Below are 25,984 nucleotides of genomic sequence, written 5' to 3' on the forward strand. Positions count from 1 at the left end.
GCCCCCGGTCGGTCTCCCCGGCGCCGTCGTCCGGGTGCCCCGGCACGACTTCTCGTCCGGCTTCCCCGGCAGCGTCATTCGACTCCCACCAGCAAGGGGTAGAACGGTTGGCCACCGGAGTAGTGGTGCACCTCGACGAAGGGCCAGCGCCGGGCCAGGTGGGTCCGGAGGACCTCGGCCAGGTCGTCGGGGGCGTCGGCGCCGAGCAGCAGGGTGACCAGTTCACCGCCGCCGCCGAGCATCCGGTCGAGCAGCGCGGCGCAGGTCTGCACCAGGTCGCCGCCGATCAGGTGCACCTCGCCGTCCACCAGCCCGAGCACGTCGCCCGGCTGGCAGCGGCCGGCAACCGTCAGCGCCTCCCGGGAGGCGTGGCAGACCTCGGCGTACCGGCAGGCGCCGGCCGCCTCGGCCATCGCGATCACGTCGTCGGCGAAGCGCCGGGCCGGATCCCGGACCGCGAGCGCGGCCAGCGCCTGCACCGGGGAGCGGGTCGGCACCACGCTCACCGATATCCCGAACGGCTGTGCCTCCTCGGCCGCCACCCGTGCCACCGCCTGGGTGTTCGGGTCGTTCGGCAGCACCACCGCCCGGGACGCGCCGGTCGACCGGACCGCCGCGAGCAGCTCCCCGGCGGACGGCTTGCCGTCCACCACGGTCGCACCCTCGCCGGCGAAGATCGCGGCGAGCCCGGGACCGGACGCGACCACCACCGCCGCCCGCTCGGGCACGCCCGCCAGCACCGTCGCTGGCGGGGCCACATCCGGAAGCTGGTCCGCGAAGCGGGTGACGGAGATCTGGTACGGCCGGCCGGCCACCACGCCGGCCTCGATCGCCGCCCCGACGTCGTTGACGTGTACGTGCACGTTCCAGGTCGACGTGCCGGTGGGGTCCGCCTCGTCCCCGACCACCACCAGCGAGTCGCCCAGCCGGGCGAGTTCGGCCCGGAGTCGGCGTACCGCCGGGAGGTCGGCGTCGAGCAGGAACTGCACCTCGTAGGCGTACTCGGTCGAGCCGGTCTCCCGGGCGGCCTCCAACGGCCGGCGGGGTGGTGCCGGGGTGGCCTCGGGCCGGTCCGGAGCGGCACCGGTGACCACCTCGACCAGCGCGTCGAGCAGGACGCAGAGGCCACGTCCGCCCGCGTCCACCACGCCGGCCCGGGCCAGCGCCGGCAACTGCTCCGGGGTACGCGCCAGCGCCTCGTCGGCGGCGGTCGCGGCGGCCCGGGTCACCGCCGCGAGATCGTCGGTGTCGGCCCGTACGGCGGCGGTCGCCGCGGCGGTGAGGACGCTGAGTACGGTCCCCTCCACCGGCTCGGCCACCGCCGAGTACGCCGCCGTGCCGGCCGCCCGCAGCGCCGCCGCGAGCGCCCGCCCCCGCACCTCGGGAGTGTCGCCGAGCGCGTCGGCCAGGCCGCGCAGGATCTGCGAGACGATCACGCCCGAGTTGCCCCGGGCACCGAGCAGCGCGCCCCGGGCCAGCAGCCGCAACACCCGGGCGGGTGCCGGCTGTCCGTCGACGCCTGGATCGTCCCGTTCGAGCCGGAGCGCCTGCTCGGCGGAGGTCATCGTGAGCACCAGGTTGGTGCCGGTGTCGCCGTCGGGAACCGGATAGACGTTGAGCTGGTTGATCTCGTCCTGGTGCCGCTTGAGCGCGGCCAACCCGCCGGCACACCACCGGTGCAGGGCCGCGGCGTCGAGGGTCTCCAGCACGGCGAGAAGCCTACTGGCGTACCCTGACGCCCCGCTGGCACTGCCGGACGACTCCGGCCACCGCGTCGCCGCCCGCAAGCCGGGAGCGGCGGAGCCGATTCGCCCGGCGACCGGGGCATCGGGTACCCTGGCCAGGTTGCCCGGCCAGCACCCCGCCGGCAACCTGACGACGATCACATCCAGGAGTATCCCGTGGCTAGCGTGTGCGACATCTGTGGCAAGGGGCCCGGCTTCGGCCACAACGTGTCCCACTCGCACCGGCGGACCAACCGCCGCTGGAACCCGAACATCCAGTCGGTGCGTACCCCGGCGGGTGGCGGCACGACCCGCAAGCTCAAGGTCTGCACCTCGTGCATCAAGGCCGGCAAGGTCGCCCGCGCCTGAGCCTGGGCACCCCGTAAGCACGAACAGCCGCCGGAGCAGTGCTTCGGCGGCTGTTGCTGTCCGCACCAGATCCCGCCACCCGGCCACGCCCCGATAACGGCTGCCGACAGGCTCGAAGGAATCGGGACGGGGTCAGAGCGAGCGGCCGAACGAGAGGACTCCCGGCGCGTCGCGGTAGTAGCCGAAGTCCGCGATCCGCTCGTAGCCGTTGCCCTGGTAGAGGGCGATCGCCTCGGGCTGTCGATCGCCGCACTCCAGGATCAGCCGGCGCCGACCGTACTCCCGGGCGGAGCCCTCGACCGCCGACAGCACCCGCCGGGCGACGCCTCGACCACGGGCCGTCGGGGAGACGTACATCCGCTTGAGTTCGGCGACGTCGCCGCTGTCGCCGTGGGTACGCCACCCGGCGCAGCCGATCGGCGCGTCGTCCAGGTACGCCACCAGGAACGCCCCGACCGGCGGCTCGAACTCGTTCGCCGCCACGGGTGTCTCGTCGCCCTCGCTGCCGCCGTACCGCTGCGCCAGGTCTGCCAGTGCGGCGCCGACCAGCTCCCGGGCGACCGGGGAGTCGTAGGGGACGACGCGGATGTCCAGCTCACTCACCCGGTGAAGGGTACGACCCTCGCCCGCACCTCCACCGACCGGTCAGCGGTCAGCGGTCAGCGGAAGTGTTCCCAGCCGCCCGACCCCTTGTAGGCCCGGCCGTCCACGGTCACCCCGGCGCCGTGCACCACGTGACCGATCAGCCGGAAGCCGCCCGGCAGCGGCAGGTCCTCCGGGAACGTCGCCACCAGCGCGTGGTCGTCGCCACCGCCGAGTACCCAGGCCAGCGGATCCACCCCGAGCGCGTGCGCGGCGTCCCGCATCTGCTCCGGCACCTCGAACGCGTTGCCGAGCAGGTCGATGCCGACCCGGCTGGCCGTCGCCACGTGACCGAGGTCGGCGAGCAGCCCGTCCGAGACGTCGATCATGGCGGTGGCGCCGAACCGGGCCGCCGACGGCCCCGCCCCGTACGGCACCTCGGGCCGCCGGTACGCCTCGACCAGTATCTTCGGGGTGCGGAACCCGCGCGACAGCACGGTGTAGCCGGCCGCGGCGTACCCGAGCCGGCCGGCGAGCGCGACCACGTCACCGGCCCGCGCCCCGCTGCGCGTCACCGGGGGCTGCCCGCCCAGGTCGCCGAGGGCGGTCACCGCGATGGTCAGGGTGGGACTGGCCGACATGTCCCCGCCGACCACACCCGCCCCGACCCGGGCCGCCTCCGCGGCCAGGCCGTCGGCCAGCTCCTCCGCCCACTGCGCCTCCAGGTCGGGCGGCATGCAGAGCGCGACGAGCAGCGCGGTCGGCGCCGCGCCCATCGCCGCCACGTCGGCCAGGTTCGCCGCCGCGGCCCGATGTCCGATGTCCACCGCGGACGCCCAGTCCCGGCGGAAGTGCCGCCCTTCGACCAGTACGTCGGTGGAGGCGACCACCCGGCCGTCGGGGGCGTGCACCACCGCCGCGTCGTCGCCGGGCCCGAGCAGCGTGGCGTGTCCGGTGGCGAGCCGGGCGGTGACCCGGGCGATCAGGCCGAACTCGCCGGCCCGCGCGACGCTCACACCGACCTCCGGGCACTTGGGCTCCCCGGGGGCGGGGCGGCACGGCGCTCGGCCGCCGGCCCGGCCGGGCTCGTCGCCGGTCTCGGCCACCGGATTCCGGGTACCTCCGGATCCGGCACCGCCCCCGCACCGGCCCGGCCGATTCGATCGCTCATCGTGTCTCCTCCGACCACCGATCGGGATACGACCTGCTCCGTACGGTATTTTCACGGTCTAGCCGCTCGGCGGCGGACGGGAGGCGGGTCGTGGTCCAGGCGTACATCCTCATCCAGACAGAGGTCGGAAGGGCACGTGACGTGGCCGCGCACATCTCGGATATTCCCGGAGTCGTCCGCGTCGACGCCGTCACCGGCCCGTACGACGTGGTCGTGCTCACCGAGGCACACACCGTCGACGAGCTGGGCAAGATGATCGTCAGCAAGGTGCAGTTGGTGCCCGGCATCACCCGCACGCTGACCTGCTCCGTGGTCCGGTTGTAAGTGGTGCGGACACCGGACGTGGTTGGTGCACAACCGGAAGGGGCCGACTCACCGCCGAAGGCGGCCGACTCGGCCGACTCACCGTCGGAGGCGGCCGACTCACCGTCGGAGGCGGCCGACTCACCGTCGGAGGCGGCCGACTCACCGCCGGAGGCGGGGGCGATCGGGCCGGCGGACCGGCCGAGCGGGGCCGGGCCGGACCGGACCACCCGACAGGCGGCGATCTGGGCGACGGTGGTCGCCCTGCCGCTGACCGCCCTCGTCGCGATACTCGTCTTCGGCCAGCTCAGCCCGGACCCGGTCGAGAAGCCCGCCGCGACGCCGACCTCGGCCGCGCCCCAGGTGACCACGCCGGTGCAGATGGCCGCCCGGGAGCTGGCCGAACGGCCGGCCACGGTCTGCCGGGCCCTGCTGTCCCGGATGCCGGCCACCCTCCGCGACCTCGGCCAGCGGCCGGTCACCGCCGGCCCCGAGCAGAACGCCGCGTACGGCGACCCGGCCGTCACCCTCGCCTGCGGAGTGGACCGGCCGGCCGTTCCGGCGGTCGCCGACCTCTGGATGGTCAACAAGGTCTGCTGGCTCACCGAACACCGCGACGGCGGTCTGGTGTTGACCACTGTGGACCGTGAGGTGCCGGTCCGGCTCAGCGTGCCGGCCGGGCAGGAGCAGTCGGTGCAGTGGGCGGCGCCGGTCTCGGAGACCCTGGTCGCCTCGGTACCGTCGGTGCCGGACGTGCCGACCGGCTGTGCCGAGGGCTGACCGCCACCACACGCCGATGGCTGACCGCCACCACACCGAGGCCACGTCTCCGATCCGGCCGACCGTCCCCGGACGGGCGGCGAACAGGCGTTTGTCAATGCAGACCGGTGCCTCGGCGCAGCGCCGTCCGGATCAGCCGGTTCACCAGCTTGGGATACTCCAGCCCGGTCGCCGCCCACATCTGCGGAAACATCGAGGTGGGGGTGAACCCCGGCATGGTGTTGATCTCGTTGAGATAGACGTCCAGTTCCGGCGTGACGAAGAAGTCGACCCGGGCCAGACCGGCGCAGTCCAGCGCGGTGAACGTACGGCAGGCGTACTCCTGCACCTGCCGGGTCACCCGGTCGGGCAGCTCGGCCGGGATGTCGTAGTCGCTGGCGTCGAGATACTTCGCGTCGAAGTCGTAGAAGTCGTGCTCGGCCACCCGGATCTCGGCCAGCAGGGACGCCTCCGGGCCACCACCGGCCTCGGCCTCCAGCACCCCGCACTCGATCTCCCGGCCGACGATCGCGGCCTCGACCAGCACCTTCGGGTCGACCTGCCGGGCCAGCGCGACGGCGTCGTCGAGATTCGCCCAGTCGGAGACCTTGCTGATCCCGACCGACGAACCCGCCCGGGACGGCTTGACGAAGACCGGCAGCCCGAGCCGCTCCTTGTCCTCCTCGGTCAGGCTGACCCCGCTGCGCAGCACCACGTACGGCCCGACCGGGATGCCCTCGGCGACCGCCAGCTTCTTGCTGAACTCCTTGTCCATCGCCGCCGCAGAGGCGAAGACGTTCGCACCGACGTACGGGATGCCGGCCATCTCCAGCAGCCCCTGGATGGTGCCGTCCTCGCCGTACGCGCCGTGCAGCGCCGGAAAGACCACGTCGACTCCGGCGAGTGCCTGGGGCCCCTCGGCCGGGTCCAGCACCATCAGACCGTCGCCGGTCGGGTCGGCCGGCAACACCACGGTGGATCCGGCGGCGGCGGTGATCTCCGGCAGCCGCCGGTCGGTGATCGCGAACCGGGCCGGGTCACCGTCGGTCAGCACCCACTGACCCGCCCGGGTGATGCCGACCGGGACCACGTCGTATTCGTCCGGGTCGAGAGCGGCGAGGATGCTGCCGGCGCTGACGCAGGAGATCGCATGCTCCGTACTGCGACCGCCGAAGACGACGGCCACGCGGGTCTTGCCTGGGGTGGTCACTCCGGTCACCTTTCGCTCGCGTCACCACTGGTCGTCAGCGTCACCGCTGGTCGGCGTCATCACTGGTCGGCATCGTCGTTGGCCGTTCGCGTCACCGACGGACACCCGCCCGGCGGGAGGCCCAGCGGTGCTGCCGTCGCTCCTCGTGCGCTCACCGGGTGACCCTACTCTGCGTGGCGAACTCACGGGTTCACACCCCTTTTCAGCGCCGGGAAACCTCCACCGGAGTAAACGTGCCGAGCACAACCGGTAACCGGTGACGTGGCGGCGCTCAAGAGGCCGTCGGTACCGGAGTTACCGGTGTGTCGCCCCCGTGACCGCCGCCGTCTAGGCTGCTCGTCTTGTGAGTTCCGATTCGGTTATCGACAGCCTGACCGCCGCGGTGAACGCCAGCCCGGAGGATGTTCCGCTGCGGGTGCACCTCGCCGGGCTGCTCCTCGACGCCGGACGTCCCGCCGAGGCGATCGCGCACGTCGGGCAGGCGCTCGCCAGGAACCCGGCCGACCCGCAGGCACAGGCCCTGATGCAGCGAGCCCTGGGCGGCGGCGCGGCCACGCCCGGCTCCGGTACCCCCGCGCCGGGCCCGGCCACCGCCAAACCGGCCGGCGGCACCGGAGCGGCCGGCGGCACCGGAGCGGCAGCGGAAGCACCGAGACCGGCCCCGCCGCCCGGACCGGGCCAGCCGGGCGACGATCCGCTCGCCGCCTACGAGCAGGAACTCGCCGACGTCGTACCGCCGCGCTTCTCGCCCGCCGGAGACCAGCCCGAGCCGGTGACCAAGGACGCCGACCGGATGTTCGACGTCGAGGTCTCCACCATCCGGCTCGGCGACGTCGGCGGGATGACCGAGGTCAAGGAGCGACTGGAGCTGGCCTTCCTCGGCCCGCTGCGCAACCCCGAACTGCGCAAGTTGTACGGCAAGAGCCTGCGCGGCGGCCTGATGCTCTACGGCCCGCCCGGCTGCGGCAAGACGTTCCTGGCCAAGGCGATCGCCGGCGAGATGGGGGCCAAGTTCATCTCGCTCTCCATCGTGGACGTCCTCGACATGTGGATCGGCAACTCCGAGCGCAACCTGCACGAGCTGTTCCAGACCGCCCGGCGCAGCGCGCCGTGCGTACTCTTCCTGGACGAGGTCGACGCGCTCGGGCACAAGCGCTCCAAGGTCACCTCCAGCGGGATGCGGACCATCGGCAACCAACTGCTCGCCGAACTCGACGGCGTGGAGGGCAACAACGAGGGCGTCTTCGTGCTGGCCGCCACCAACACGCCCTGGGACGTGGACCCCGCACTGCGCCGGCCCGGCCGCCTCGACCGGGTGGTCCTGGTACTCCCACCCGACGCTCCGGCCCGGACCTCGATCCTGGAATACCACCTGCGGGACCGGCCGATCGCCAACATCGACGTACGCCGGGTCGTCGCCGCCACCGACGACTTCTCCGGCGCCGACCTGGCACACCTCTGCGAGTCGGCCGCCGAGTACGCGATGGCCGACTCGATCCGGCGCGGCGAGGTACGGATGATCGAGCAGCGCGACTTCGACCGGGCGTTGAAGGACGTGCGTCCCTCCACCAAGCCGTGGTTCGCCACCGCCCGGAACGTGGCGATGTTCGCCAACGAGGGCGGCGTCTACGACGACCTGGTCAGCTATCTGAAGCGACGGAAGCTGCTCTGATGACCGCCGGTGCCACCGAGGCCGGCGCCGGCACGGGTACCGGCACGGGTACCGGCACGGGCACGGGCACGAGCACCGGCATGGGCACGGACGGCAGGAACTCGCTGCTGGAGCGGGCGCTGCAACTCGCCCAGGTCGGTCGGGTCAAGGCGGCGTACCCGCTGGTCACGGAGGTGCTCCGGGCCGACCCGGGCGACAGTCACGCCCTCCAGGTGCTCGGCTACTGCTACCAGCGGGAGAGCCGCTGGGCGGACATGCTGACCGTGCTCGACATCGCGGCCCGGCGTACCCCGGACAACCCGCAACTGCAGCGCAACCGCTCCCTGGCGCTCCGCCAACTGGGCCGGATCCCCGAGGCACTCGCCGCCGCCGAGCTGGCCCGGTCCCTCGCTCCGGACGACGCCCGCAGCGAGATCGCCCGAGCCGAGGCGCTGCTGCGCGGCCGGGGTACCCGGACGGTGCTCGCCGCGCTGGCCGCGACCAGGCGGGCCAGGGAACTCGACCCGGAGAGTGTCGGGGCGCACGTCGCCGAGGGCAAGGTGCAGCGCCGGATGGCCGAGTTCCGTCGGGCCCGGACGGCGTACCTGGAGGCGTTGCGGCTCGCTCCCGACGACCCGCAGGCGCTGCACGGCCTGGCCACCCTGGACAGCGACCGGGGCCGGGCCGTACGCGCCTCGCCGGCGATGGCCGGGATGCTCCGGACGGTACCCACCGATCCGGTCGCGATCCGGGCCGCCACGCTCAACGCCCGACGGGCGCTCTGGCTGCTGACCGATCTCGGCTGCGTCGTACTCCTGCTCGTCGCCTTCCTGGTGGGGACGTTGCAGGAGGCGATCGGGTCCCGAACGCTCGCGGCGGCCAGCGGGGTACTGGTGGCGCTGGCCGGCGCGGCGGCCGTCCTCGCGCTGCTGCGCTGGCGGTTCGACCGGCTCTCCGCGCCGATCCGCGCGCTGGTCCTGGCCAACCGCTACCGGTTCTCCTTCGTCACCGCACCGCTGCGGCTCGCCGCGCTGCTGCTCGGCATGCTGCTCTTCACGCTCGGCCCGTATCCGCCGGTCGCGGTCGTGGTGATCGGCACGACGGCGACGATCGTGCCGCTGCTGACCCTGATCATCAGGTGGCGCAGCCGGGCCGCCGCCGAGGTCGGCCTGCTGGTCCGCCGCTGCTGGTTCCGGCTCCACCGCCTCACCCCGGGCACCTGACCGCTCAGCTCAGGCACCTCAGCTCGGCGCGCCTGGCCGCCCAACTCAGGCACCCTCAGCTCGGCGCGGCTGGCCGCTCGCCTCCGGGCGGCTGGCCAGCAACCCGACCGGCGGTCGGCGGCTCAGCCGACCAGGGATCGTCGTCGGCCGACCGCGAGTACCTTGACCCGCTGTCGTCCCGCCCGCACCATGCCCAGCGCCGCGAAGGCGGCGGCGATCCGGTCGGCGGCCTCCCGGCTGGTGGCGCCGACGACCTGGCGGCGGCGTTCCGGCTCGATCCGCTCGTCCCGGCCATCCCTGGTCAGCGGCCGTACGTCGGTGAGCACCACGAGGAACCGGGTCACCGTGACCGCCCCGGCCACCATCGCGGGTGGCTTCCCCGCCCGCGATCACTCCGAAGTCCGTGCCGGTCAGAGGGCACGGCGAGCCGCCTCCGGCTCACCCGCCCCACCGGTCCCGGCACACGTGGGCCAGGTCGGCGTGGATCCACGCGCCCTCGTTGTCCCGCAACACGGGTCGCGCACACCAGCGGCATCGGGAAACCCGAGGCCAGCACGGGGTCGCGGTCATCTGTCACCTCCAGGTCCGCTTGCTGGCGGGAGGGACACGGCGATCGGGTACGGGAAGGTCCGATCGCCGTGCGCCTCATTCCCCTTCGGTCACCCACAGCCACCGTCGACACGACCACCGGCGGTGAGGACGTGATGACAGATTGCCGCTGCGAGCGCGTGAATGCAACTCTCACGTACCTTCTCTCACGCACGCATTCCCAGTTCCATGTGACAGGATCGATGCATGGCTCCGAAGTCGTTTGGCGCTCGCCGCCTCGGTATCGCCCTGCGCCATGCCCGCGAGGCGGCCGGGTTCACCCTCGAACAGGCCGCTGACGAGATCAACAGCACCCGCAGCACGCTCTCCCGGTACGAGAACGCGCAGACGATGGTCAGCCCGGCCTCGGTACGCGCCCTGCTCACCCTCTACAAGCGGCCGGAGAGCGAGCTGACGGACATGGTGCAGCTCGCCAAGGAGGCCCGGAAGCCGGGCTGGTGGGTCTCCTACTCCTACATCCTGGACCGCCGCACCATCGACTTCATCGCGGTCGAGGCGGAGGCCACCGCGATCGCGAACTTCGAGCCGTCGGTCGTGCCGGGTCTGCTCCAGACCACGGAGTACATCCGGGCGATCATGCGGGGCGGTCCGCACACCCTCGGCGACGAGGAGGTGGAGCAGCGGGTGCAGATCCGGATCGGCCGGCAGGAGCGGCTGAAGGAGACCGACCCGCCGATCTTCGACGCCATCGTGGACGAGGGCGCCCTGCTCCGCCCGGTCGGCGGCGAGGCCGTGATGGCGGCACAGCTCAAGAGCCTGCTCAAGATGTCCGAACTGCCGAACGTGACCATCCAGGTCATCCCGCTCAAGGCGGGCTACCACCGCGGTACCCGTGGTTCCCTGCACATCCTCGAATTCGCCGACCCGGAGGACCCGACCCTCGCCTCGGTGGAGACCGTCGCCGGTCAACTGATCCTCGACCGGCCGCACGACCTGCGCACCTGCGCGAAGATCATGGAACACCTGCGGGCCGTCGCGCTGAGTCCCGCGGAAAGCCGCGACACCATCAACCGCCTCCTGAAAGGACTGTGACATGTCACCGGAGACGACCGACCTGCTCGGCCGAGCCCCCTGGCGCAAGAGCAGCCACAGCGGAGACCAGGGCGCCTGCGTCGAGTACGCCCTGCTCGCCGGGGCCGCCGACGACGTCGTGGCCGTCCGCGACTCCAAGGACACCGCCGGCCCGGTGCTGACCTTCGCCCCGGCCGCCTGGACCGCATTCACCACCGCGCTGCCCACCTCCCCCGTTCTCCCCTGACCTGGGGGGAGGTCGGCGGTCACCGAGCTGCGTCCCCCCGGCAAGGCTCGGCCCGCCCAGCTCCGGTGCCCCACGCCCCCTGTTCCGCCGGTCCGGGTCGGCGGGCAGGGGGCGTGGCGGTGTCAGCGGGCGTGGCGGTCAGCGGGGGTATGCCGGGCGGCGGCCGGGCGGCTCCGCCGGAAACTCGCCGACGGCGGCCCCGTCTCGTGGCTACCCTTGATCGTCGTGACCGCCACCGCGCTGCACCGCGCCCTCGCCGATCCCGGCACGCCACCGCTGCGCCCGCTCCCGCCGGAGGCCGCCGAGCTGCTGCTCAGGTCGAACGCCCCGGCCCGGCTGGCCGCACACCTGCGCGCGGTGCACGACGTCGCGGCCCAACTGCTCGACTGGCTCGGCCAGGACTATCCCGACCTCGTCGTCGACGACCGGGCGGTGCGCTTCGGCGCGGCCACCCACGACATCGGCAAGACCCGCCATCCCGAAGAACTCTCCGGGCCCGGCTCGCGGCACGAGCCCGCCGGCCGCGAGCTGCTGATCGGGTACGGAGTCCCGCCGGCCCTGGCCCGGTTCGCCGCCAGCCATGCCCGCTGGGACTCCCCGGACGTGACGATCGAGGAGTTGCTGGTCAGCCTCGCCGACAAGGTCTGGAAGGGCCGACGCGAAGCCGAGCTGGAAAACCGGGTCGTGGATCGGCTGGCCACGGTCAGTGGGCAGCAGCGCTGGGCGGCGTTCCTGGCCCTGGACGACGTACTGGCCCGGATCGCCGAGGAGGCCGACGCGCGGCTCGACTTCCAGTCCCGCTACCCCGTCGACTGACGGGGCGACGATGCGGGACGACGAGTTCGAGTCGCGGCAGCGGGCCCGGGAATACTTCCACGCCCTGCGGGTGCTGCCCGGCGCCTGGACGGTGCTCCGGCTGGACGGCCGGGGCTTCACCCGGTTCACCGAGGAACACTTCGACAAGCCGTTCGACCCCCGGTTCGGTGAGCTGATGGTCGACACCGCCCAGGCGCTCCTGACCGAGCTGGGCGCGCGGTACGCGTACACCGAGAGCGACGAGATCTCCGTGCTGCTCGCCCCCGACCACGGCCTGTTCGGCGGCGGGGTGGAGAAGCTGGTGTCGATCTCGGCCGGGATCGCCAGCGCCGAGTTCAGCCGGGCCGCCGGCCGTTCGGCGCACTTCGACTCCCGGATCTGGCTGGGCGTGAGCGTCGCCGACGTGCTCGACTACTTCTCCTGGCGGCAGTCCGACGCGGCGCGCTGCGCGCTCAACGGCTGGTGCTACTGGACGCTGCGCCAGGCCGGCCGGTCCGCCCGGGAGGCCAGCCAGGCGCTGGACGGAGCCAGTACCTCGGAGAAGAACGAGCTGCTCTACCAGCACGGCATCAACTTCGCCGAACTGCCCGCCTGGCAGCGCCGGGGCGTCGGGCTCTGGTGGGAGAACCACCAGCACTCCGGCCACGACCCGGTACGCGACACCGACGTGGTCACCACCCGCCGCCGGCTCCGGATCGACCGCGAACTGCCGATGAAGGCCGACTACCGTGAGCTGGTCGAACGGATCGCCACCATTCGGTCCTGACCGGACTGCACCGACCGGCGGGGTGTCGTCCGCCGCAGTACCGGAGTGTGGCCGGCCGGGACTTCCGGTGTCGGGACCGCACGGGGGCGGTTGCCGGCGACCCGGTGCAGCCGGGCCACCAGGACGGCGAGCAGCGCCAGCTCGACGAGTACCAGGATCCGCTCGACCAGGCCCATCATCACCCGACCGCCGGGAAACGCGACGTAGTAGAGCGCGAGCAGCGCGAACACGCTGGTCACCGCCAGCGCCCGCAACGGGCGTACGGCGTCCCGCCAGCGCGCGTCGGCGGCAAGCCGGCGGATCGCCAGCAGCGTCGCGAGCGGCAGGGCGACGAAGGCGGCGACCGAGACGTACCGGTGCACGTAGCCCTGGGTACTCAGCTCGACCACCCCGATCGGGTCGGTCGGTACCAGCGCCGAGGCGATCAGCCCCAGGCACCAGACCAGCAGCAGCGCCTCGGCGAGCCATCCCACCCTGACCCGGGCGTCCCGCAACGCCAGCGGTACGGCCAGCGAGGTCACGCCGAGGATCAGGATCGCGAGGTTCATCGGCCAGCCGTTGTTCGACACCGCGTAGTCGCTGATCGTGAGCGACAGCGGACTCATCCCGGGTTCGGGGGCGAGGTGCGCCGCGACGCCCAGGGTCGCCGTCAGGCATATGCCGAGCGCCGCGACCATGGTCAGCGGCTGGGCGGTCCACGGCTGTTGTAGAGATCTGGACATCATGTGACCAGCGTGGTCGCGCCGCCGTGTCGGCGAATCCGGTGTGATCCCGGACCGATCCCGGGGTTCCGCGACCCTGAGCAGGTCAGGGTCGGGTTTCCCCTACCGCCAGCCCTACCCCCAGCACCATCGACACGGCCGTCCCGGCCCGCTCCGGCGGCCCAGTTCGGCCGGGCGTCGCCCGGGATCCAGGGGCAGCCCGCACCGGGGCGAGGCCGGGTGTGGAATCGAGATCCGGGGCGGTGCGGCGTGCCCAGCGATCGGCGAGTTGCGGTGGCCTCCGGCCCGACCTTACGGTCGGGCCGGACCGTCGAGAGTGGTCAGTGTCCCCAACGTTCGGCGGGCGCGCAGCTGGCCGGGTCCACCGACGACGGCTCGTCCTTGGCGTGTTGCGGTTGGTAGAGAACCTTCCCGGCCGGGTCGACGTAGCAGCCGTCCTGGTCGCCTTTGTCGAACACCGGCAACTGGCCGAGTTCGTTGCCGTCCGCGTCGTAACTGACAAGCCGCGCGTCCGCGCGGACCGCTCCGTTGCTGCTGACCAGCCCGAACGCCCCGTCCTTCAGCCGGGCCGTGGTGGTGCGCCCGTCCCCGTGCTCCAGCACTAGTCGTTGCACCCGGGTGCTGGCTCGTCCGGTAACCATCACGTCGCCGCCGTCGAACTCACTGGAGGACCTGCCGAGCAGCTGGACGGGTCCAGGCAGCCAGTTCCGGCGGTCTCCCCACTCGTCCGACGAGTTAGCGCCGGTGACCTCCTTGCCCGGCTCGGAGATTACGGTACAGGCGAAGTAGCCGACATCGGTCAGGAACAGCATGACCGAGTCGTGCCCTTGCTGCGCAGCCACGGCCAGGTTCTCCAGCGTGACCTCCAGCGGCGGAGGGGTGGGGCCGACGGTGTTGTGAGCGCGCTGCTCCCGGCTCCAGTCCAGGCACTGCTCCACCGCCCCGCGCTGGGACGGTGACAGCTCGGCTGCGGACATCGCCAGCGCCTGAGAGCCTCCGCCGGTCCCGCCAAACGGCCACAGCGTAGCCCCGCCCACACCGGCCACGACAGTCGTCACCACGGCGGCGAGGACCGCTACCCGCCGGCCTGCGTGCCGTGGCTCGGGCTCATGTAGTGCGGCGAGGACGCCGGCCCGCAGCCGTTCGGCGCGGTCGGGTGGCAGATCCCGCTCGGCGGGGGGTTGCAGAACGTCGTTCATCGCTCCTCCAGTTTTTGATTGGCCACCATGCGGGCCAAGCGGGACCGTGCTCGGCTGACCCGGGAACGGACGGCGCCCTCGGTGACGCCGAGGATCGTGGCGGCTTGGGAATACGGCACACCAGACCAGACACAGAGCGCGACCGCCTCGCGTTCGGCGCGAGGTAGCCTGCGTACCAACGCCAGGAGGTCCCGCATGCGCTGTTCGTCGTACAGCCGGTCTGCCACCTCGTCGGCGGGGTCCGACGTAGCTTCGGGCTCCGGCGGTACCCGGCGCAGCAGGGCGTGCCAGCGCCGCCAGGACCGGTGCTCCGCACGGGCCGCGTTCGTGGCCACGACCAGCAGCCACGGCAGCACCGAGCCGTCCACCAGCCGGGCCTCACGCCGGCGCCGCCACGCCGTCACGAACGTGATCTGCGTGACGTCCTCGGCGACGCTCCACGAGCCGGACAGCCGGTACGCGTGGTTGTACACCGCCCGGGCATGGCGCTCGAACAGCCGTTCGATCGCCGTCTCATCGCCCTCGGCGCCGGCCGTCCAGAGCTGGGTATCGCTCGGCGGTATCTGAGTCCTCACACCTCTATATGTCCGGCCGGCACCGTCGTGTCGCATCCATTGGCGCAGCGCCGAGGGTGAGCAAGGGCAAAGTACCCCGGCCCGGATGACCAGCGCGCCGCGCCCCGGGCCGCCGTGGGAGAGGAGAACAGCGACCCGGGGCGCCTCCAGCGCGGACCGTCGTCACGGCCCGCCAGCGGCAACCCGCCAGTCGGGATAATGCCTCGCAGACGGAGGCACAAATGGCACCCGCCTCAGCGCCGGGGCCGCCAAGGGGGAAGGGGCGGCCGGAGGCGCCGGGAGACCGGCAATCCGTCGGGCGAGTGCTCGCCTGATCATCCTGTCTGTGCGAACCCATCCGAGGAACCTGCCGTGCAGTTCGATCGGATCGGGTCCGGGGTTCGGGCACAGTCGATACAGGTCGCCGGCCGCCTCGTACAGGGCCGAGCCGAGTAAGACGAATAGCGACAGCGGCTCCTGCCGGAACTCCTCCGGCAGGGACGACCTGGCCCACACACACGGCCAGGGGCCGCCGCACTGCCGGCACGTCCACAGTGGGCGCCGGGGCGAGTGCGGCCGGTTCGGGTCGGTCAGCTTCGTCAGGTCCCGGAGCACGACGACGCCCATCACTGACCAGCGTCGACCCGGGCGCCCGGTAGGCGCGTCAGCCGACCGGCCCGGCCTACCTGGTGACCGCTGTTCCCGTTCCATGCCGGGTCTGCCCTGCGGTTCGTCGCCCTGGACCGGCGGTTCGTCGCCGTGGACCGGGGCGACGGGGACCGGGCGTCCCGCGTCACTTCCGAGGTGTAGCTCACGACCCTCGGCACGGGCGACGACGCGAGGAAGCCCGCCCGGTACTCCTCGTCGGTCATCGGCCGGACGAATGGTCCGTACGGCAGCGGTACCAGCTTGATCGAATCGGGGCAGCGCCAGCGGTATCCGCACCGGCAGTACCGCCAGAGTCGGCGCCAATCTCGCCGGTGTCGTTGCCCCTTCCGGAATTCCATCGGGTCACCTCTCAGCCTTGGGGGATAGGAAGGCGGGGACCGCCAGTGCCTCTGAATCGATCCCCGCCCCTTGACGGAAGCGGCCCCCGGGAAGCGGATTTGCGGGCCGCGCTCCCGGCATGTCGACGGGCCGTTGTGATGGCTCCTCCGTCTGCCTTCCACCCTGGACGGACAACCCCCCGTAGCGGAAGATTGACAGCCAGGAGTACCTACGGAAAAAGGGGTCCCAAGTCCTTAGTTGGGAGTAGTACGTGAACGACCTGCGCGAAATTCTCAGAGAACAGCGGGCCAAGCACCGGATGAGTCAGGAGAAGTGCGGCGCGGCAATCAAGGTGAGTGGATCATTGATCGCCCAGATCGAGACTGGTCGCATAATCCCGCAAGACGACACGGCACAGGCCCTCGATGATCTGTTCGGGACCGAAGACGAGATCCAGCGCGCGACCGAGGCCGCTCGGGACGATGCGCGACCCCCGTGGCTACGCCCGTGGACGGATCACGAACAGCAGGCAACCTTGCTGCGGACCTGGGAACCGAACCTGATCCCCGGGCTACTCCAGACGGAGGCGTACACCCGCCTGGTCTGTGGCGGCGGCCGATTGTCCAAGCGGGCTACCGAGAACACGGTTCAGGTTCGGAGGGATCGCCAGGCCGCCACCATCGGCCGCGCGGACGAACCGCCGATGTTGTCCGCCATCATTGGCGAGACCGCCCTGAGGTGCGGCCCCGGTGAGGTGCTGAAAGAGCAGCTACGGCACCTCGTGGAAGCTACCCACCTGTCGCACGTACAGCTTTTGGTCGTGCCGTGGGCGGCCGGCGTGCATGCTGGCTCTCAGGGTGCGTTCGTGTTGGCGACCCTGCCGGGCAGGGGGCGGGTGGGGTACGTGGACGACCAACTACGGGGAAGGCTCGTCACGGATCCGAAGGATCTGGATGGTCTAGAGTTGTCGTGGGAGATCGCCACTGGTCTCGCTCTCCCCGTCCACCAGTCGAGAGACTTCATCGAGAAGGCGATCAAAGATCATGACTGAGCTGGCGCCGAAGTGGCACAAGAGCAGCCGCAGCGGCAGCAACCAAGGCAACTGCGTTGAGGTGGCCGACAACCTTCCCGGCCGTGTCCTCGTCCGGGACACCAAGGACCGCGACGGCGGAACCCTGGCTTTCGGCCCGGCTGCCTGGCAGGCGTTCGTCAACCTGGCGAAGTCGCACGGCTGACGCCGGGCCGCGCCTCAGTTGGCCGGCTGATCCTGGCCTCGGACAGCCGGGGTGGCCGCCCCGTCGAGCAGCTTCAGTGCGGCGATGGCGGCGCCCCGGGCCCCGGCCATGTCGAGATCCGGCACCAGCGCGAACCGGGCCCGCTCGGCCTGCTCGGTACGGAGCGTGGTGTGCTCCCGGACGGTGGCCAGGAACCAGTCCCGGAACTCCGGTGTCGCCTCCACCACGCCACCGCCGACGAAGTAGCCGTCGGGATCGGTGAAGTTGGCGACGATGGTGAAGAGCCGACCCAGCGCCATCGCCTGCTGCTCGAAGATCCGCAGCGCCATCGGGTCACCGTCCACCCCGTACGACCGGACCCGCTTGGCGGCGCTCACCGGGTCGAGTTCGCCGAGCGGGTGCCCGGCATACCGGCCCAGCCAGTACGGCAGCAGGTTACGCCGGATGCCGGTCAGCGAGGCGACGCTCTCCACGTCCCCGACGAACCCGCAGTTGCAGACCGGCACCGGCTGCCCCTCGGCGAGCAGGCCGAACGTCGGGATGTGCACGTGCCCGAGTTCGCCGGCCATCCCGGCGGTACCGGTCACCACCTCCCCGCCCACGACCACGCCACCACCGAGGCCGGTGCCGACGATGGCGGAGACCGACGACCGCTCCGGCGCGTCGGCGCCGAAGTAGGAGTGGTGGGCGTAGAGCGCGGCGGCGTTGCCGTCGTTGTGGTAGACGACCGGCAGGCCGAGCCGGTGTTCGAGGGCGCCCCGGATGTCGTAGCCCCGCCAGCCCGGCTGGGAGAAGTTCGTCGAGCCCTTCGACGAGATGACTCCGGTGGCGCTGGCCGGCCCCGGGGTGTCCAGCCCGACGGCCCGGACCTGCTCCGGTCGGGTGCCGGTACGCGCCAGCACCTGTGCCATCGCCGCCGCCAGCGCCTCGACCGCCGCCTCCGGGCCGTCCAGCACCCGGCACGGAGTCTCGACCAACTGGTCGACCAGGAACCGCCCGGTCGCGTCCAGCACGGTGGCATTGTTGCTGTTACCGCCGTTGTCCAGCCCGACCACGACCGGTATTTCCGAGTTCGCCAAGGTGTGCCTCCCCGGTACGCCGGCCGGCCCGGACACCGATCCCGCCGACCGATGTGCTCACCCTGCCGTACCCGGGCCGGTCCCGCACCCCCCGGCCGCCCGCCGGAGTGTCGCGGTCGGTTGCGGATGCCGGACCGCCGGGAGGGCCCGGCCGTAGTTTCCAGCGCAAAAGGGCGGCGCCGATCCGGCACTTCACGTCGACTGGGGGTGGACGAGGCGTTCGTACGCAAGCTCCGCAGGCGGTTAAGGCCGCGCCAGCGGCGGTGGGCCGGTTAAGGATGGGCTCGGCCCTGTGGAGCAGGGCCGAGCCGATCCTGGGGAGCAGAGTCGGTATGTGGCTGCTTGCGTATCGGGCTGTTAGTTGGTGACTCGGGTGTTCGGGGTGTCGCCCGGTAGTCCGCCGGAGTTGCCTTCAAAGGCTGGGATGGGTGTGCTCGCCAACGTGGTTCCGTCGGCGGCGTGGGCGGTGACCGTTGCGGGCTGGTTCGGCGCGATGGTGGTGGTGCCGAAGCCAGATGCGTCGAGGGTGACCGGGATCGGGGCGCCGTCTCCAGCGGAGACGGTGGCGGTGGCCGCACCGGGTGGGGCTACCACGAGAACGCGATCGGTCTGTGCGTCCTTGCCCTCGGCGCGCATCCGCCATGCGATGGGCCGTTGTTCGACGCCGTGAGCGGGCAGCAGCAGCCGAAGATCGGTTCTCCAGCCCATGATGTCGCCGTGCATGGCGTAGGCGAGAACGCCACCTCCCTTCGGCTGGATCGTGAACAGCACGGCCGGCTTGTCGTTCACGCTTCCGGACCAGCGGACACGAATCGCGGTATCCCGGGGCAACAGATGACTATTGCCCAACGCGAACTCGACGAACTGTGTCAGGATGGCTCGGTCTATGACGGGTCCCCGGGCGTCGCGGACGGCGGTGGTGAGCATCTCGTTGACCGTTTGGGTGGCGGACGCGTCGTACAGCCCGGACCAGCCGCCATAGACGGGGCCGTCGTGGATGACAGTGGCACCGTTCGTGACCCGAGCGGTGAGTGCCGGCGCGACAGTACTGGCAGGCACTGACGCGACACCGACGCCGGCGCCAACCGACGAATCAATCTGGTGGCGCTCCACAACGCCTGTGGGAGAGTAGCCGGCGAAGCTGCTGATCGTCACGGTGGAACCAGCGGGCCCGACGACGACCGCGACACCGCCGCCCTTCGACTCGCCCTCCATCCACGTCGTCACCGCAGTGTCAGCACCTTCGTTCCCGCCTTGTTCCATCTGTTCAGGCCCGGCTCCGGGGAGACCACTGAACCAGATCAGCTGTGCAGAGGTAATAAAGCCCAGGCGCAGGGGAACGAGGACCAGCGCGACACGGTAACCGGGCACGTCGCCGGCATACACGATGCGGATCGCACCGCGATCGGTGATCCTCCACCACCCTTCCGGGTCTTCCTGGTCTTTGACCTGCTGGCGCAAGCCATCCAACCAGGCGCGGTCGGTGGCGAGGCTACCCCGAGTGGGCCCATCCGCCAGTGGCGAAGGAGATGAGGCGATAGCAATGCCAGGAAACCACCCTGGGAGCGGGATCAGGTTCGTCTGGACCCCGACCGCGGCGGCCAGGAACCCGGCGACCACGCCGACCCGGATCCGGCGTGCGCGGCGGTGGGCGCCCTCACGCTGCGCGAAGCGTGGCCACGGATCCTCCACGACGGCCAACCGGTCAGCCTCGGCGAGGAGGGTCTCACGTAGCTTGAGTTCAACGTCTCTGGTCATGCTGAATCTCCTCGCAAACTCGCCTGAAACAACACAGACGGCGGCTCCAGGTCGGCGCGCAGCCGAGCGAGCCCTCGCGACGCTTGACTCTTGACCGTCCCTGCCGAACAGCCGAGAACCCGGGCAATGTCCGCCTCGCTCAGATCCTCGAAGTACCGAAGAACGAGCACCGCTCGCATTCTCGGCGGTAGCCGACGCAGCGCCCCCAACAGCTGATGTCGGGTCTCCGCCCGGTCATAAGCGTCTGGCGTCGACGTAGCGTCAGCCTCTAGAAGCGGTACCTCTACTACTCGGCGGCGTCGCCGCCATGAAACCGCAGTGTTGACGATCACCCGGCGGACATAGACCCCCGGCGTGTCCTTGCGGAGGATCCGGTCCCACCTCCGGTGGGTCTTCTCCAACGCCGACTGCACCAGGTCCTCAGCGGCACCCCGATCCCCGGTCAGCAGATAAGCCATCCGAGTCAACGGCCCCCACTGCTCCAACACGAACTCGCGGAACCGCTCCTCATCCTCATCCGGCATGAGTCACCCACATGGCCCATCGCATTCTTCCTCGCATGGCAGGTAAGACGCTCCCTGTCAGGCGACAGGTTGAGAGACAGCACCGGAAGGTGCAAACAAGATCAACGCTAGGTCGATGATCCTTCGCTGGGAACTGCGGCTGGGCCAAGGGGGACGTTCGCCGGTTCCGGAACGGCCGGCGGCCGACCCGGTCACTCCGGACAGTCGACGCCGACCCGCATCCGGACCCGCTCCTCCCGGCCGGCGGACCGGACCGTCACCGGCACGCAGGCGGGCACGTCGAGCCAGAGGCCGCCGGCGAAGGCGAGCCAGCCGGACTCGTCGGGGCAACCCGGGAAGTACAGCGCTCGGGCGGGCCGCGCCGGGCTCCCCCAGCCGATCCAGGGTCGGCCGGCCGAACCCGCCGGCACGGCCAACTCGACGCGGGAGTCGGCCCGGACCACCAGGCCGGTCTTGGCGAAGAGCCGCGCCGGGTCGGTACCACCGGTCGGGGACGGTTCGAGCCGGTCCCGGGTCATCGCCACCGCCGCGACCATCGTCGTCCAGCCGTCCGGTGGCGCATCGATCCGGTCGATCACGTGCGCGCAGGAGAGGGCCGCCCCGGTACCGTCCGGCCCCGACCCGGTCGCCGCCGGATCGCCCAGGGCGGATCCGGCGGTCGGAGTCGGGGTCGGGGTGGCCGCGCCGGTGGGGGCGTCCGGCTCCGGGCCGGTGCATCCGGCGGCCAGCAGGCCGGTCACGACGAGGGCAGGCAGGATTCGCAGCGTTCTCCGCACGCCGGGACGAGTCTCCACACCGCACCCCGGTTCCGACCGTGTGGCAGGCCAGGAACCGAGGGCGAAACAACCAGGTCAACAAAGACTATCCTCACCTCGACGCGACTAGACTGGAACCGCACAAACCGCTGATAACCACCCCGTTGTCGGGCCTGTCACGTCGCCTTTCCGGGTCATCCAGGTGGGCCCATCCGAACGCGGCATGCCCGGGTCGGAGCCCTGCCGGAGCCGCCCACCGGAGGCGTTCAGCAGCAGGCAGGGAGTTCGCGTGGTGAAGTGGTGGCTGTGGTCGTACGTCGGAATCAGCGCGGTCGCGGTGCTGTGGTTCCTCCGGTGGAGCCGTAACACGAAGGGAATTCCCCGGATCGCGTACCTGCTGGTCGTCGTCATCCTGGTCTGGTCCCTCGCCTGGCACCTGGTCATGGCGCTCGGGATCGGTGAGACGGGCGCCGACGATCGGCGGATCTCCTGGGCGCACTACGCGGACTGGATCGTGACCGCGCCGTTGCTGCTGGTCGCCCTGGTGCTCACCGCCACGCACGCGCTCTCCGAGAAGCGGGCCGGCCTGGTGCTCACGCTGCTGCTGGGGAGCTTTCCGATCATCCTCTCCGGCCTCGCCGCCGACCTGCTGGTGGACGAGGTGGCGCGGTTCGCGGTCTACGGCGTCGGCATGCTCGGCCTGGGCATCGTCGTCGCGCTGATCTGGGGTCCGCTGCGCGCCACGGCGGAGGCGCAGCCGTCGGCGATGGCATCGCACTTCAGGTTGACCGCGCTGGTCCTGTCCGTACTGTGGTTCTGCTTCCCGCTGGTGTGGATCCTCGGGCCGCCCGGGGTCGGGATCGTCGACGCCGAGGCCAGCGCCGTGCTCTTCGCCACGCTGTCGGCCCTGATGAAGATCGGCTGGAGTCTGCTCGACATCGGCCGGCTCCGCCGACTCTCCGACCGCGGCCTCCTGCACGTCGATTGAACCTTTTTCAACCTGAACCGCGCGGCGCTCACACACCGCGTCCGACGTTGCGCTCCGCCGAACGGCAAGGGGAGGTTGAAAAGGTTCATTGAACACCCGCCACGACCCGATCCGACCGGACCGCCGCCGGGCGGCAGATCAGCGCCGGGCCGAGGGCCAGGACAGCCGCCGGGCCGAGGGCCGGGACAGCCGCCGGGCCGGCGGACCCGGGTACGGCCCGAGGCTGCTCCGCCGGGCCGGCGCCGCCTCCGGCCTCGTCCTGGGCGCCACGCTCACGCTGTACCCGCTCACGCTGTACCCGCTCGCCCTCTCCGAGCCGGTGTCGTCCTCGCCCCTCCCCACACTGCTCGGGCTGCTGCTCGGGCTTCCACACGGCGCGGTGGACCACCTGGTGCCGGGCTGGCTGGGGTCGGCGCGGCGGCTACCCGTACGGCTGGCCGTGCTGCTCGGGTACGCCGGCACGGCCGGTGCCGCGCTCTGCGCGTTCCTCGCCCGTCCGGCGGCGGCGCTGCTGGGGTTCCTGGTGCTCTCCGTCGTCCACTTCGGCGCCGGTGACGAGGCGTTCCGGGCCGAACGGGAGGGCGTCCGTCCGCGACTGCGGCCCTTCGGCGTACTCGCGTACGGCGGTCCGCCGGTGGTCCTGCCGCTCGCGCTCTGGCCGGAGCAGGTCGACCCGCTCCTGGAACGGGTCGCCGCCGGGTCCACGGCGCTGCTCACCGCCGAGGTACGCGCCGGGGCACTCCTGCTCACCGCGCTGGCGATCACGGTCACCGCGCTGCGTGATCTGGCCCGGGGACGCCGGGGCGACGTCGCCCAGCTCGGCGTCCTCACCGCCGTGTTCGTGGTCGTCCCGCCCACCTGTGCGTTCGGGGTCTACTTCGCGGCCTGGCACTCGCTGCGGCATGTGGCACGGCTGCTCGCCGCCGATCCCGCGAACGCGGCGTGTCTGCGGGAAGGGCGGCTGGCTCCGGCGTTGTGGCGTTTCGCCCGGCAGGCGGCGCTGCCGACCGGGATCGTCCTGGTCTCGTTCGCCCTGCTGGTCTGGTACGCCGGTCCGGCGGGGACGCTGCCCGCGGCGTTCGCCGTGCTGGCCGCGCTCACCCTGCCGCATGCCCTGGTCGTGGCCTGGCTGGACCGGCACCGCCCCGGCGGGCCACGCGACGTGGACCGGCCGGCCCGCCCGCCCGCGACCCGGAACCGTCGGTGACGAGGGGCAGCCGCCAGCCAGGCACCACCAGCGGCGTAGAGCCGCCCGCGACCCGGAACCGTCGGTGACGAGGGGCAGCCGCCAGCCAGGCACCGTCAGCGGCGTAGGGCCGACCGCGACCCGGAACCGCCGATGACGAGGGGCAGCCGCCAGCCAGGCGCCGCCAGCCAGGCACCGCCAGCGGCGTAGAGCCGCCCGCGACCCGGAACCGCCGATGACGAGGGAAGCCGCCAGCCAGGCGCCGTCAGGTGGCCGTCGCCAGCCAGCCGCCAGCTACGCGCCGCCGGCCGTGTCGAGCGCGGTGGTCAGGTCGGCGACCAGGTCGGCGGCGTCCTCGACCCCGCAGGAGAGCCGCACGAATCCGGCGGAGACGTCGTCGCCCCACTGGGCCCGCCGGTCGGCGCTGGTGTGCAGGCCACCGAAGGAGGTCGCCGCGAAGACCAGCCGGCTGGCGGTCAGGAACCGGGTCACCCGGTCGGCGTCGCCGAGGTCGAACGCGACGATCCCGGGCACCCGCCGAAGCTGCCGGCTGGCGATCGGGTACGCCGGGTCGTCGGCGAGCCCCGGCCAGCGTACGCCGGAGACGTCGGGGCGGGCCCGGAGTGTCGCCGCCACCTCCGCCGCGTTGGCGCTCTGCCTGGCCAGCCGCAGGTCCAGTGTGGCCAGTGAGCGGTGCGCCAGCCACGCGTCGAAGGCACCCGGGATCGAGCCGGTGGTGGCCCGCCAGCCCCGGATCGTCTCCAGCAGCCCGGCCGTCCGGCTGGCCACGTAACCGAGCAGCAGGTCGGAGTGCCCGGTCAACGCCTTGGTGCCGGACGCGACCACCAGGTCGGCGCCGAGGTCCAACGGCCGCTGGCCGAGCGGTGTCGCGGTGGTGTTGTCGACCGCGAGCAGCGTACCGGCGGCGTGTGCCCGGGCCGCCAGCTCGGCGATGTCGCAGACGTCCAGACCCGGGTTGGCCGGCGTCTCGACCAGCACCAGCCGTACGCCGTCGAACGCCGGGTACGGGCCGGCGGTCGGCACGAAGTCGACCCGTACCCCGATCCCGCGCAGCGTCTCGGCGGCGAACGCCCGCACCGGGAAGTATCCGTCGGTGGGGAGCAACACCGTGTCGCCGGGCCGGAGCACCGAGAGCAGTACGGCGGTGATCGCGGCCTGCCCGCTGGCGAAGGCGAGACAGTCCCCGCCCTCCAGCTCACCGATGGCCGCCTCCAGCCCGCGCCGGGTCGGGTTGTCCGGCCGGCCGTACCCGTTGGGGGTCGCCTCCGGGCCGATCGCCGGGTCGAGATGGTAGGGGGCGGCGAAGACCGGCCCGGGCAGGAACGGCTCCCCCGGCACCGGCTCCGGCAGCCCGGCGTGTACGACCCGGGTGCCGTCACCGTAGTCCGGCCGGTCGGGCATCGTGTCATCCTCCCGTGGATCGGTCCCGGTCACTCGGGTCTCGGCTTGCGGCTCATCAGGACGGCCATCGCGGTACGCGGGTCGGCGCCCTCGTGGCAGACCCGCTCGACCTGCTCGGTGATCGGCATCTCCACACCGTGCGCCCGGGACAGGTCCCGGATCGCCAGGCAGCTCTTCACCCCTTCGGCGGTCTGCCGGGTCGCGGTCTGCGCCTGCTCCAGGGTCTCGCCCCGGCCCAGGTGCTCGCCGAAGGTCCGGTTCCGGGACAGCGGCGACGAGCAGGTGGCGACCAGGTCACCGAGCCCGGCCAGGCCGGCGAAGGTGAGCGGGTCGGCACCGAGCGCCACCCCGAGCCGGGCCGTCTCGGCCAGCCCCCGGGTGATCAGGGTTGCCCGGGTGTTGTCGCCCAGCCCCATCGCGGTGGTCATGCCGTACGCCAGGGCGATCACGTTCTTGACCGCACCGCCCAACTCGCAGCCGATCACGTCGTCGTTGGTGTACGGCCGGAGGTACGGCGTGCTGACCGACGCCTGCACCAGGGTCGCCCGGTCGGTGTCGGTGCAGGCGACCACGGTCGCGGCGGGCTGCTCGTCGGCGATCTCGGCGGCCAGGTTGGGGCCGGAGACCACGACGACCCGGTCCGCGGCCACCCCGGCGGTCTCCACGATCACCTCGCTCATCCGCTTGGTGGTGCCCAGCTCGATGCCCTTCATCAGGGAGACCAGCGTCGAGTCGGGTTCGAGGTGCCGGGCCCACTCGGCCAGGTTGCCGCGCAGCGTCTGGGCCGGTACGGCCAACACCACCAGGTCGGCGCCGGTGATCGCCTCGGCGGCGTCGGTGCTGGCGCGTACCGCCGCCGGCAGCCGCAGCCGGGGCAGGTAGTCGGGGTTGGTCCGGGTGGTGCTGATCGCTTCGGCCACCGCCGGCCGGCGGGCCCAGAGCAGCACGTCCCGGCCGGCGTCGGCGAGCACCTTGGCGAAGGCGGTACCCCAGGAGCCGGCGCCGAGCACGGCAACGTGGCTCATGCCGGCACTCCGCTTCGCTCCATGCCGCCATGAGGCACCTCGACACTGAGCCGGCTGATTCGCTCGCTTCGTCCGCTCATGCCGGCACTGAGCTGGCTGATTCGCTCGC

27 protein-coding genes are annotated in these 25,984 nt (G+C 71.9%); 13 read left to right on the forward strand and 14 right to left on the reverse strand.

The window, feature by feature from the left end; translation table 11 throughout:
* Positions 1–74 precede the first annotated feature (74 nt).
* Positions 75–1,709, reverse strand: coding sequence for a DAK2 domain-containing protein (locus Pma05_RS17230; protein ID WP_203858424.1), 1,635 nt, complete (start codon positions 1,707–1,709; stop codon positions 75–77).
* A 192-nt stretch (positions 1,710–1,901) separates the two neighbouring features.
* Between Pma05_RS17230 and rpmB the strand changes: the two genes are divergently transcribed.
* Positions 1,902–2,093, forward strand: a complete 192-nt coding sequence (rpmB, locus tag Pma05_RS17235) for a 50S ribosomal protein L28 (protein ID WP_101370273.1) — start codon at positions 1,902–1,904, stop codon at positions 2,091–2,093.
* A gap of 132 nt (positions 2,094–2,225) precedes the next feature.
* Here the strand turns inward: rpmB and Pma05_RS17240 are convergent, their stop codons facing one another.
* Both Pma05_RS17240 and Pma05_RS17245 read right to left on the reverse strand, forming a co-directional pair.
* Positions 2,226–2,696, reverse strand: a complete 471-nt coding sequence (locus Pma05_RS17240; RefSeq protein WP_203858425.1) for a GNAT family N-acetyltransferase — start codon at positions 2,694–2,696, stop codon at positions 2,226–2,228.
* A 56-nt stretch (positions 2,697–2,752) separates the two neighbouring features.
* Positions 2,753–3,691, reverse strand: coding sequence for a thiamine-phosphate kinase (locus tag Pma05_RS17245; protein ID WP_203858426.1), 939 nt, complete (start codon positions 3,689–3,691; stop codon positions 2,753–2,755).
* Positions 3,692–3,936: 245 nt separating this feature from the next.
* Between Pma05_RS17245 and Pma05_RS17250 the strand changes: the two genes are divergently transcribed.
* Together Pma05_RS17250 and Pma05_RS17255 are read left to right on the forward strand one after the other, a co-directional pair.
* The gene (locus Pma05_RS17250; protein ID WP_101370271.1) at positions 3,937–4,170 is read left to right on the forward strand and encodes an Lrp/AsnC ligand binding domain-containing protein; all 234 of its coding nucleotides are present in this window, start codon (positions 3,937–3,939) and stop codon (positions 4,168–4,170) included.
* Positions 4,171–4,188: 18 nt separating this feature from the next.
* Positions 4,189–4,929 (forward strand): DUF3515 family protein, encoded by a 741-nt coding sequence (locus Pma05_RS17255; protein ID WP_203858427.1) that lies wholly within the window; start codon positions 4,189–4,191, stop codon positions 4,927–4,929.
* A gap of 94 nt (positions 4,930–5,023) precedes the next feature.
* Here the strand turns inward: Pma05_RS17255 and Pma05_RS17260 are convergent, their stop codons facing one another.
* A complete protein-coding gene (locus Pma05_RS17260; protein WP_203858428.1) occupies positions 5,024–6,118 on the reverse strand; it encodes a D-alanine--D-alanine ligase family protein in 1,095 nt (364 codons plus the stop codon).
* Positions 6,119–6,461: 343 nt separating this feature from the next.
* Between Pma05_RS17260 and Pma05_RS17265 the strand changes: the two genes are divergently transcribed.
* Positions 6,462–7,790, forward strand: a complete 1,329-nt coding sequence (locus tag Pma05_RS17265; RefSeq protein WP_203858429.1) for an ATP-binding protein — start codon at positions 6,462–6,464, stop codon at positions 7,788–7,790.
* Positions 7,790–8,992 carry a tetratricopeptide repeat protein gene (locus Pma05_RS17270; RefSeq protein ID WP_203858430.1) on the forward strand — a complete coding sequence of 401 codons (1,203 nt, stop codon included), beginning with the start codon at positions 7,790–7,792 and terminating at the stop codon, positions 8,990–8,992. The genes Pma05_RS17265 and Pma05_RS17270 overlap by 1 nt, the downstream gene beginning before the upstream one ends.
* Before the next feature lie 122 nt (positions 8,993–9,114).
* On the opposite strand, the gene Pma05_RS17275 is transcribed toward Pma05_RS17270, so the two are convergent.
* Positions 9,115–9,357: a hypothetical protein gene (locus Pma05_RS17275; RefSeq protein WP_203858431.1), complete on the reverse strand. Its 243-nt coding sequence runs from the start codon at positions 9,355–9,357 to the stop codon at positions 9,115–9,117.
* 430 nt (positions 9,358–9,787) lie between these two features.
* Here Pma05_RS17275 and Pma05_RS17280 point away from each other — a divergent pair, with 430 nt between their 5' ends.
* The 4 genes from Pma05_RS17280 to Pma05_RS17295 all read left to right on the forward strand — a co-directional run bounded on the left by Pma05_RS17280 (position 9,788) and on the right by Pma05_RS17295 (position 12,441).
* Positions 9,788–10,633, forward strand: a complete 846-nt coding sequence (locus Pma05_RS17280) for a helix-turn-helix domain-containing protein (RefSeq protein ID WP_203858432.1) — start codon at positions 9,788–9,790, stop codon at positions 10,631–10,633.
* A 1-nt stretch (position 10,634) separates the two neighbouring features.
* Positions 10,635–10,859, forward strand: a complete 225-nt coding sequence (locus tag Pma05_RS17285) for a DUF397 domain-containing protein (protein ID WP_203858433.1) — start codon at positions 10,635–10,637, stop codon at positions 10,857–10,859.
* A gap of 225 nt (positions 10,860–11,084) precedes the next feature.
* Positions 11,085–11,675 (forward strand): HD domain-containing protein, encoded by a 591-nt coding sequence (locus Pma05_RS17290; RefSeq protein WP_203858434.1) that lies wholly within the window; start codon positions 11,085–11,087, stop codon positions 11,673–11,675.
* Positions 11,676–11,685: 10 nt separating this feature from the next.
* A complete protein-coding gene (locus Pma05_RS17295) occupies positions 11,686–12,441 on the forward strand; it encodes a tRNA(His) guanylyltransferase Thg1 family protein (RefSeq protein ID WP_203858435.1) in 756 nt (251 codons plus the stop codon).
* On the opposite strand, the gene Pma05_RS17300 is transcribed toward Pma05_RS17295, so the two are convergent.
* From Pma05_RS17300 to Pma05_RS17310, 3 genes are all read right to left on the reverse strand, one after another.
* Positions 12,399–13,166, reverse strand: coding sequence for a DUF998 domain-containing protein (locus Pma05_RS17300; protein ID WP_203858436.1), 768 nt, complete (start codon positions 13,164–13,166; stop codon positions 12,399–12,401). The two genes, Pma05_RS17295 and Pma05_RS17300, sit on opposite strands and share 43 nt — an antisense overlap.
* 317 nt (positions 13,167–13,483) lie before the next feature.
* Positions 13,484–14,362: a hypothetical protein gene (locus Pma05_RS17305; RefSeq protein WP_203858437.1), complete on the reverse strand. Its 879-nt coding sequence runs from the start codon at positions 14,360–14,362 to the stop codon at positions 13,484–13,486.
* Positions 14,359–14,937, reverse strand: a complete 579-nt coding sequence (locus tag Pma05_RS17310) for an RNA polymerase sigma factor (protein ID WP_203858438.1) — start codon at positions 14,935–14,937, stop codon at positions 14,359–14,361. The genes Pma05_RS17305 and Pma05_RS17310 overlap by 4 nt, the downstream gene beginning before the upstream one ends.
* Positions 14,938–16,174: 1,237 nt before the next feature.
* Here Pma05_RS17310 and Pma05_RS17315 point away from each other — a divergent pair.
* On the forward strand, positions 16,175–16,954 hold the full coding sequence (locus Pma05_RS17315) for a helix-turn-helix domain-containing protein (RefSeq protein ID WP_203858439.1): 780 nt from the start codon (positions 16,175–16,177) through the stop codon (positions 16,952–16,954).
* Positions 16,947–17,138: a DUF397 domain-containing protein gene (locus Pma05_RS17320; RefSeq protein ID WP_203858440.1), complete on the forward strand. Its 192-nt coding sequence runs from the start codon at positions 16,947–16,949 to the stop codon at positions 17,136–17,138. The genes Pma05_RS17315 and Pma05_RS17320 overlap by 8 nt, the downstream gene beginning before the upstream one ends.
* 14 nt (positions 17,139–17,152) lie before the next feature.
* On the opposite strand, the gene Pma05_RS17325 is transcribed toward Pma05_RS17320, so the two are convergent.
* From Pma05_RS17325 to Pma05_RS17340, 4 genes are all read right to left on the reverse strand, one after another.
* A complete protein-coding gene (locus tag Pma05_RS17325) occupies positions 17,153–18,217 on the reverse strand; it encodes an ROK family protein (RefSeq protein WP_203858441.1) in 1,065 nt (354 codons plus the stop codon).
* Between the two features lie 357 nt (positions 18,218–18,574).
* A complete protein-coding gene (locus Pma05_RS17330; protein ID WP_203858442.1) occupies positions 18,575–19,975 on the reverse strand; it encodes a hypothetical protein in 1,401 nt (466 codons plus the stop codon).
* Positions 19,972–20,499: a SigE family RNA polymerase sigma factor gene (locus Pma05_RS17335; protein WP_203858443.1), complete on the reverse strand. Its 528-nt coding sequence runs from the start codon at positions 20,497–20,499 to the stop codon at positions 19,972–19,974. The genes Pma05_RS17330 and Pma05_RS17335 overlap by 4 nt, the downstream gene beginning before the upstream one ends.
* Positions 20,500–20,690: 191 nt before the next feature.
* Positions 20,691–21,275 (reverse strand): hypothetical protein, encoded by a 585-nt coding sequence (locus Pma05_RS17340; RefSeq protein ID WP_203858444.1) that lies wholly within the window; start codon positions 21,273–21,275, stop codon positions 20,691–20,693.
* Positions 21,276–21,543: 268 nt separating this feature from the next.
* Here Pma05_RS17340 and Pma05_RS17345 point away from each other — a divergent pair, with 268 nt between their 5' ends.
* Both Pma05_RS17345 and Pma05_RS17350 read left to right on the forward strand, forming a co-directional pair.
* Positions 21,544–22,242, forward strand: a complete 699-nt coding sequence (locus Pma05_RS17345) for a bacteriorhodopsin (RefSeq protein WP_203858445.1) — start codon at positions 21,544–21,546, stop codon at positions 22,240–22,242.
* A gap of 88 nt (positions 22,243–22,330) precedes the next feature.
* Positions 22,331–23,449, forward strand: coding sequence for a Brp/Blh family beta-carotene 15,15'-dioxygenase (locus Pma05_RS17350; protein ID WP_203858446.1), 1,119 nt, complete (start codon positions 22,331–22,333; stop codon positions 23,447–23,449).
* Between the two features lie 273 nt (positions 23,450–23,722).
* Here the strand turns inward: Pma05_RS17350 and Pma05_RS17355 are convergent, their stop codons facing one another.
* On the reverse strand, positions 23,723–24,850 hold the full coding sequence (locus Pma05_RS17355; protein ID WP_203858447.1) for a cystathionine gamma-lyase: 1,128 nt from the start codon (positions 24,848–24,850) through the stop codon (positions 23,723–23,725).
* A 29-nt stretch (positions 24,851–24,879) separates the two neighbouring features.
* Positions 24,880–25,875, reverse strand: a complete 996-nt coding sequence (locus Pma05_RS17360) for an NAD(P)H-dependent glycerol-3-phosphate dehydrogenase (RefSeq protein WP_203858448.1) — start codon at positions 25,873–25,875, stop codon at positions 24,880–24,882.
* Positions 25,876–25,984: the final 109 nt, after the last annotated feature.

This window comes from Plantactinospora mayteni (genome assembly GCF_016862935.1).
GTDB lineage: Bacteria > Actinomycetota > Actinomycetes > Mycobacteriales > Micromonosporaceae > Plantactinospora > Plantactinospora mayteni.

Excerpts from the sequence above, each read along its gene's own strand:
- Pma05_RS17270 (WP_203858430.1), top strand. The coding sequence starts at position 7,790 with ATGACCGCCGGTGCCACCGAGGCCGGCGCCGGCACGGGTACCGGCACG.
- Pma05_RS17275 (WP_203858431.1), bottom strand. The coding sequence starts at position 9,357 with ATGGTGGCCGGGGCGGTCACGGTGACCCGGTTCCTCGTGGTGCTCACC.
- Pma05_RS17280 (WP_203858432.1), top strand. The coding sequence starts at position 9,788 with ATGGCTCCGAAGTCGTTTGGCGCTCGCCGCCTCGGTATCGCCCTGCGC.
- Pma05_RS17285 (WP_203858433.1), top strand. The coding sequence starts at position 10,635 with ATGTCACCGGAGACGACCGACCTGCTCGGCCGAGCCCCCTGGCGCAAG.
- Pma05_RS17295 (WP_203858435.1), top strand. The coding sequence starts at position 11,686 with ATGCGGGACGACGAGTTCGAGTCGCGGCAGCGGGCCCGGGAATACTTC.
- Pma05_RS17300 (WP_203858436.1), bottom strand. The coding sequence starts at position 13,166 with ATGATGTCCAGATCTCTACAACAGCCGTGGACCGCCCAGCCGCTGACC.
- Pma05_RS17305 (WP_203858437.1), bottom strand. The coding sequence starts at position 14,362 with ATGAACGACGTTCTGCAACCCCCCGCCGAGCGGGATCTGCCACCCGAC.
- Pma05_RS17320 (WP_203858440.1), top strand. The coding sequence starts at position 16,947 with ATGACTGAGCTGGCGCCGAAGTGGCACAAGAGCAGCCGCAGCGGCAGC.
- Pma05_RS17330 (WP_203858442.1), bottom strand. The coding sequence starts at position 19,975 with ATGACCAGAGACGTTGAACTCAAGCTACGTGAGACCCTCCTCGCCGAG.
- Pma05_RS17335 (WP_203858443.1), bottom strand. The coding sequence starts at position 20,499 with ATGCCGGATGAGGATGAGGAGCGGTTCCGCGAGTTCGTGTTGGAGCAG.
- Pma05_RS17355 (WP_203858447.1), bottom strand. The coding sequence starts at position 24,850 with ATGCCCGACCGGCCGGACTACGGTGACGGCACCCGGGTCGTACACGCC.
- Pma05_RS17360 (WP_203858448.1), bottom strand. The coding sequence starts at position 25,875 with ATGAGCCACGTTGCCGTGCTCGGCGCCGGCTCCTGGGGTACCGCCTTC.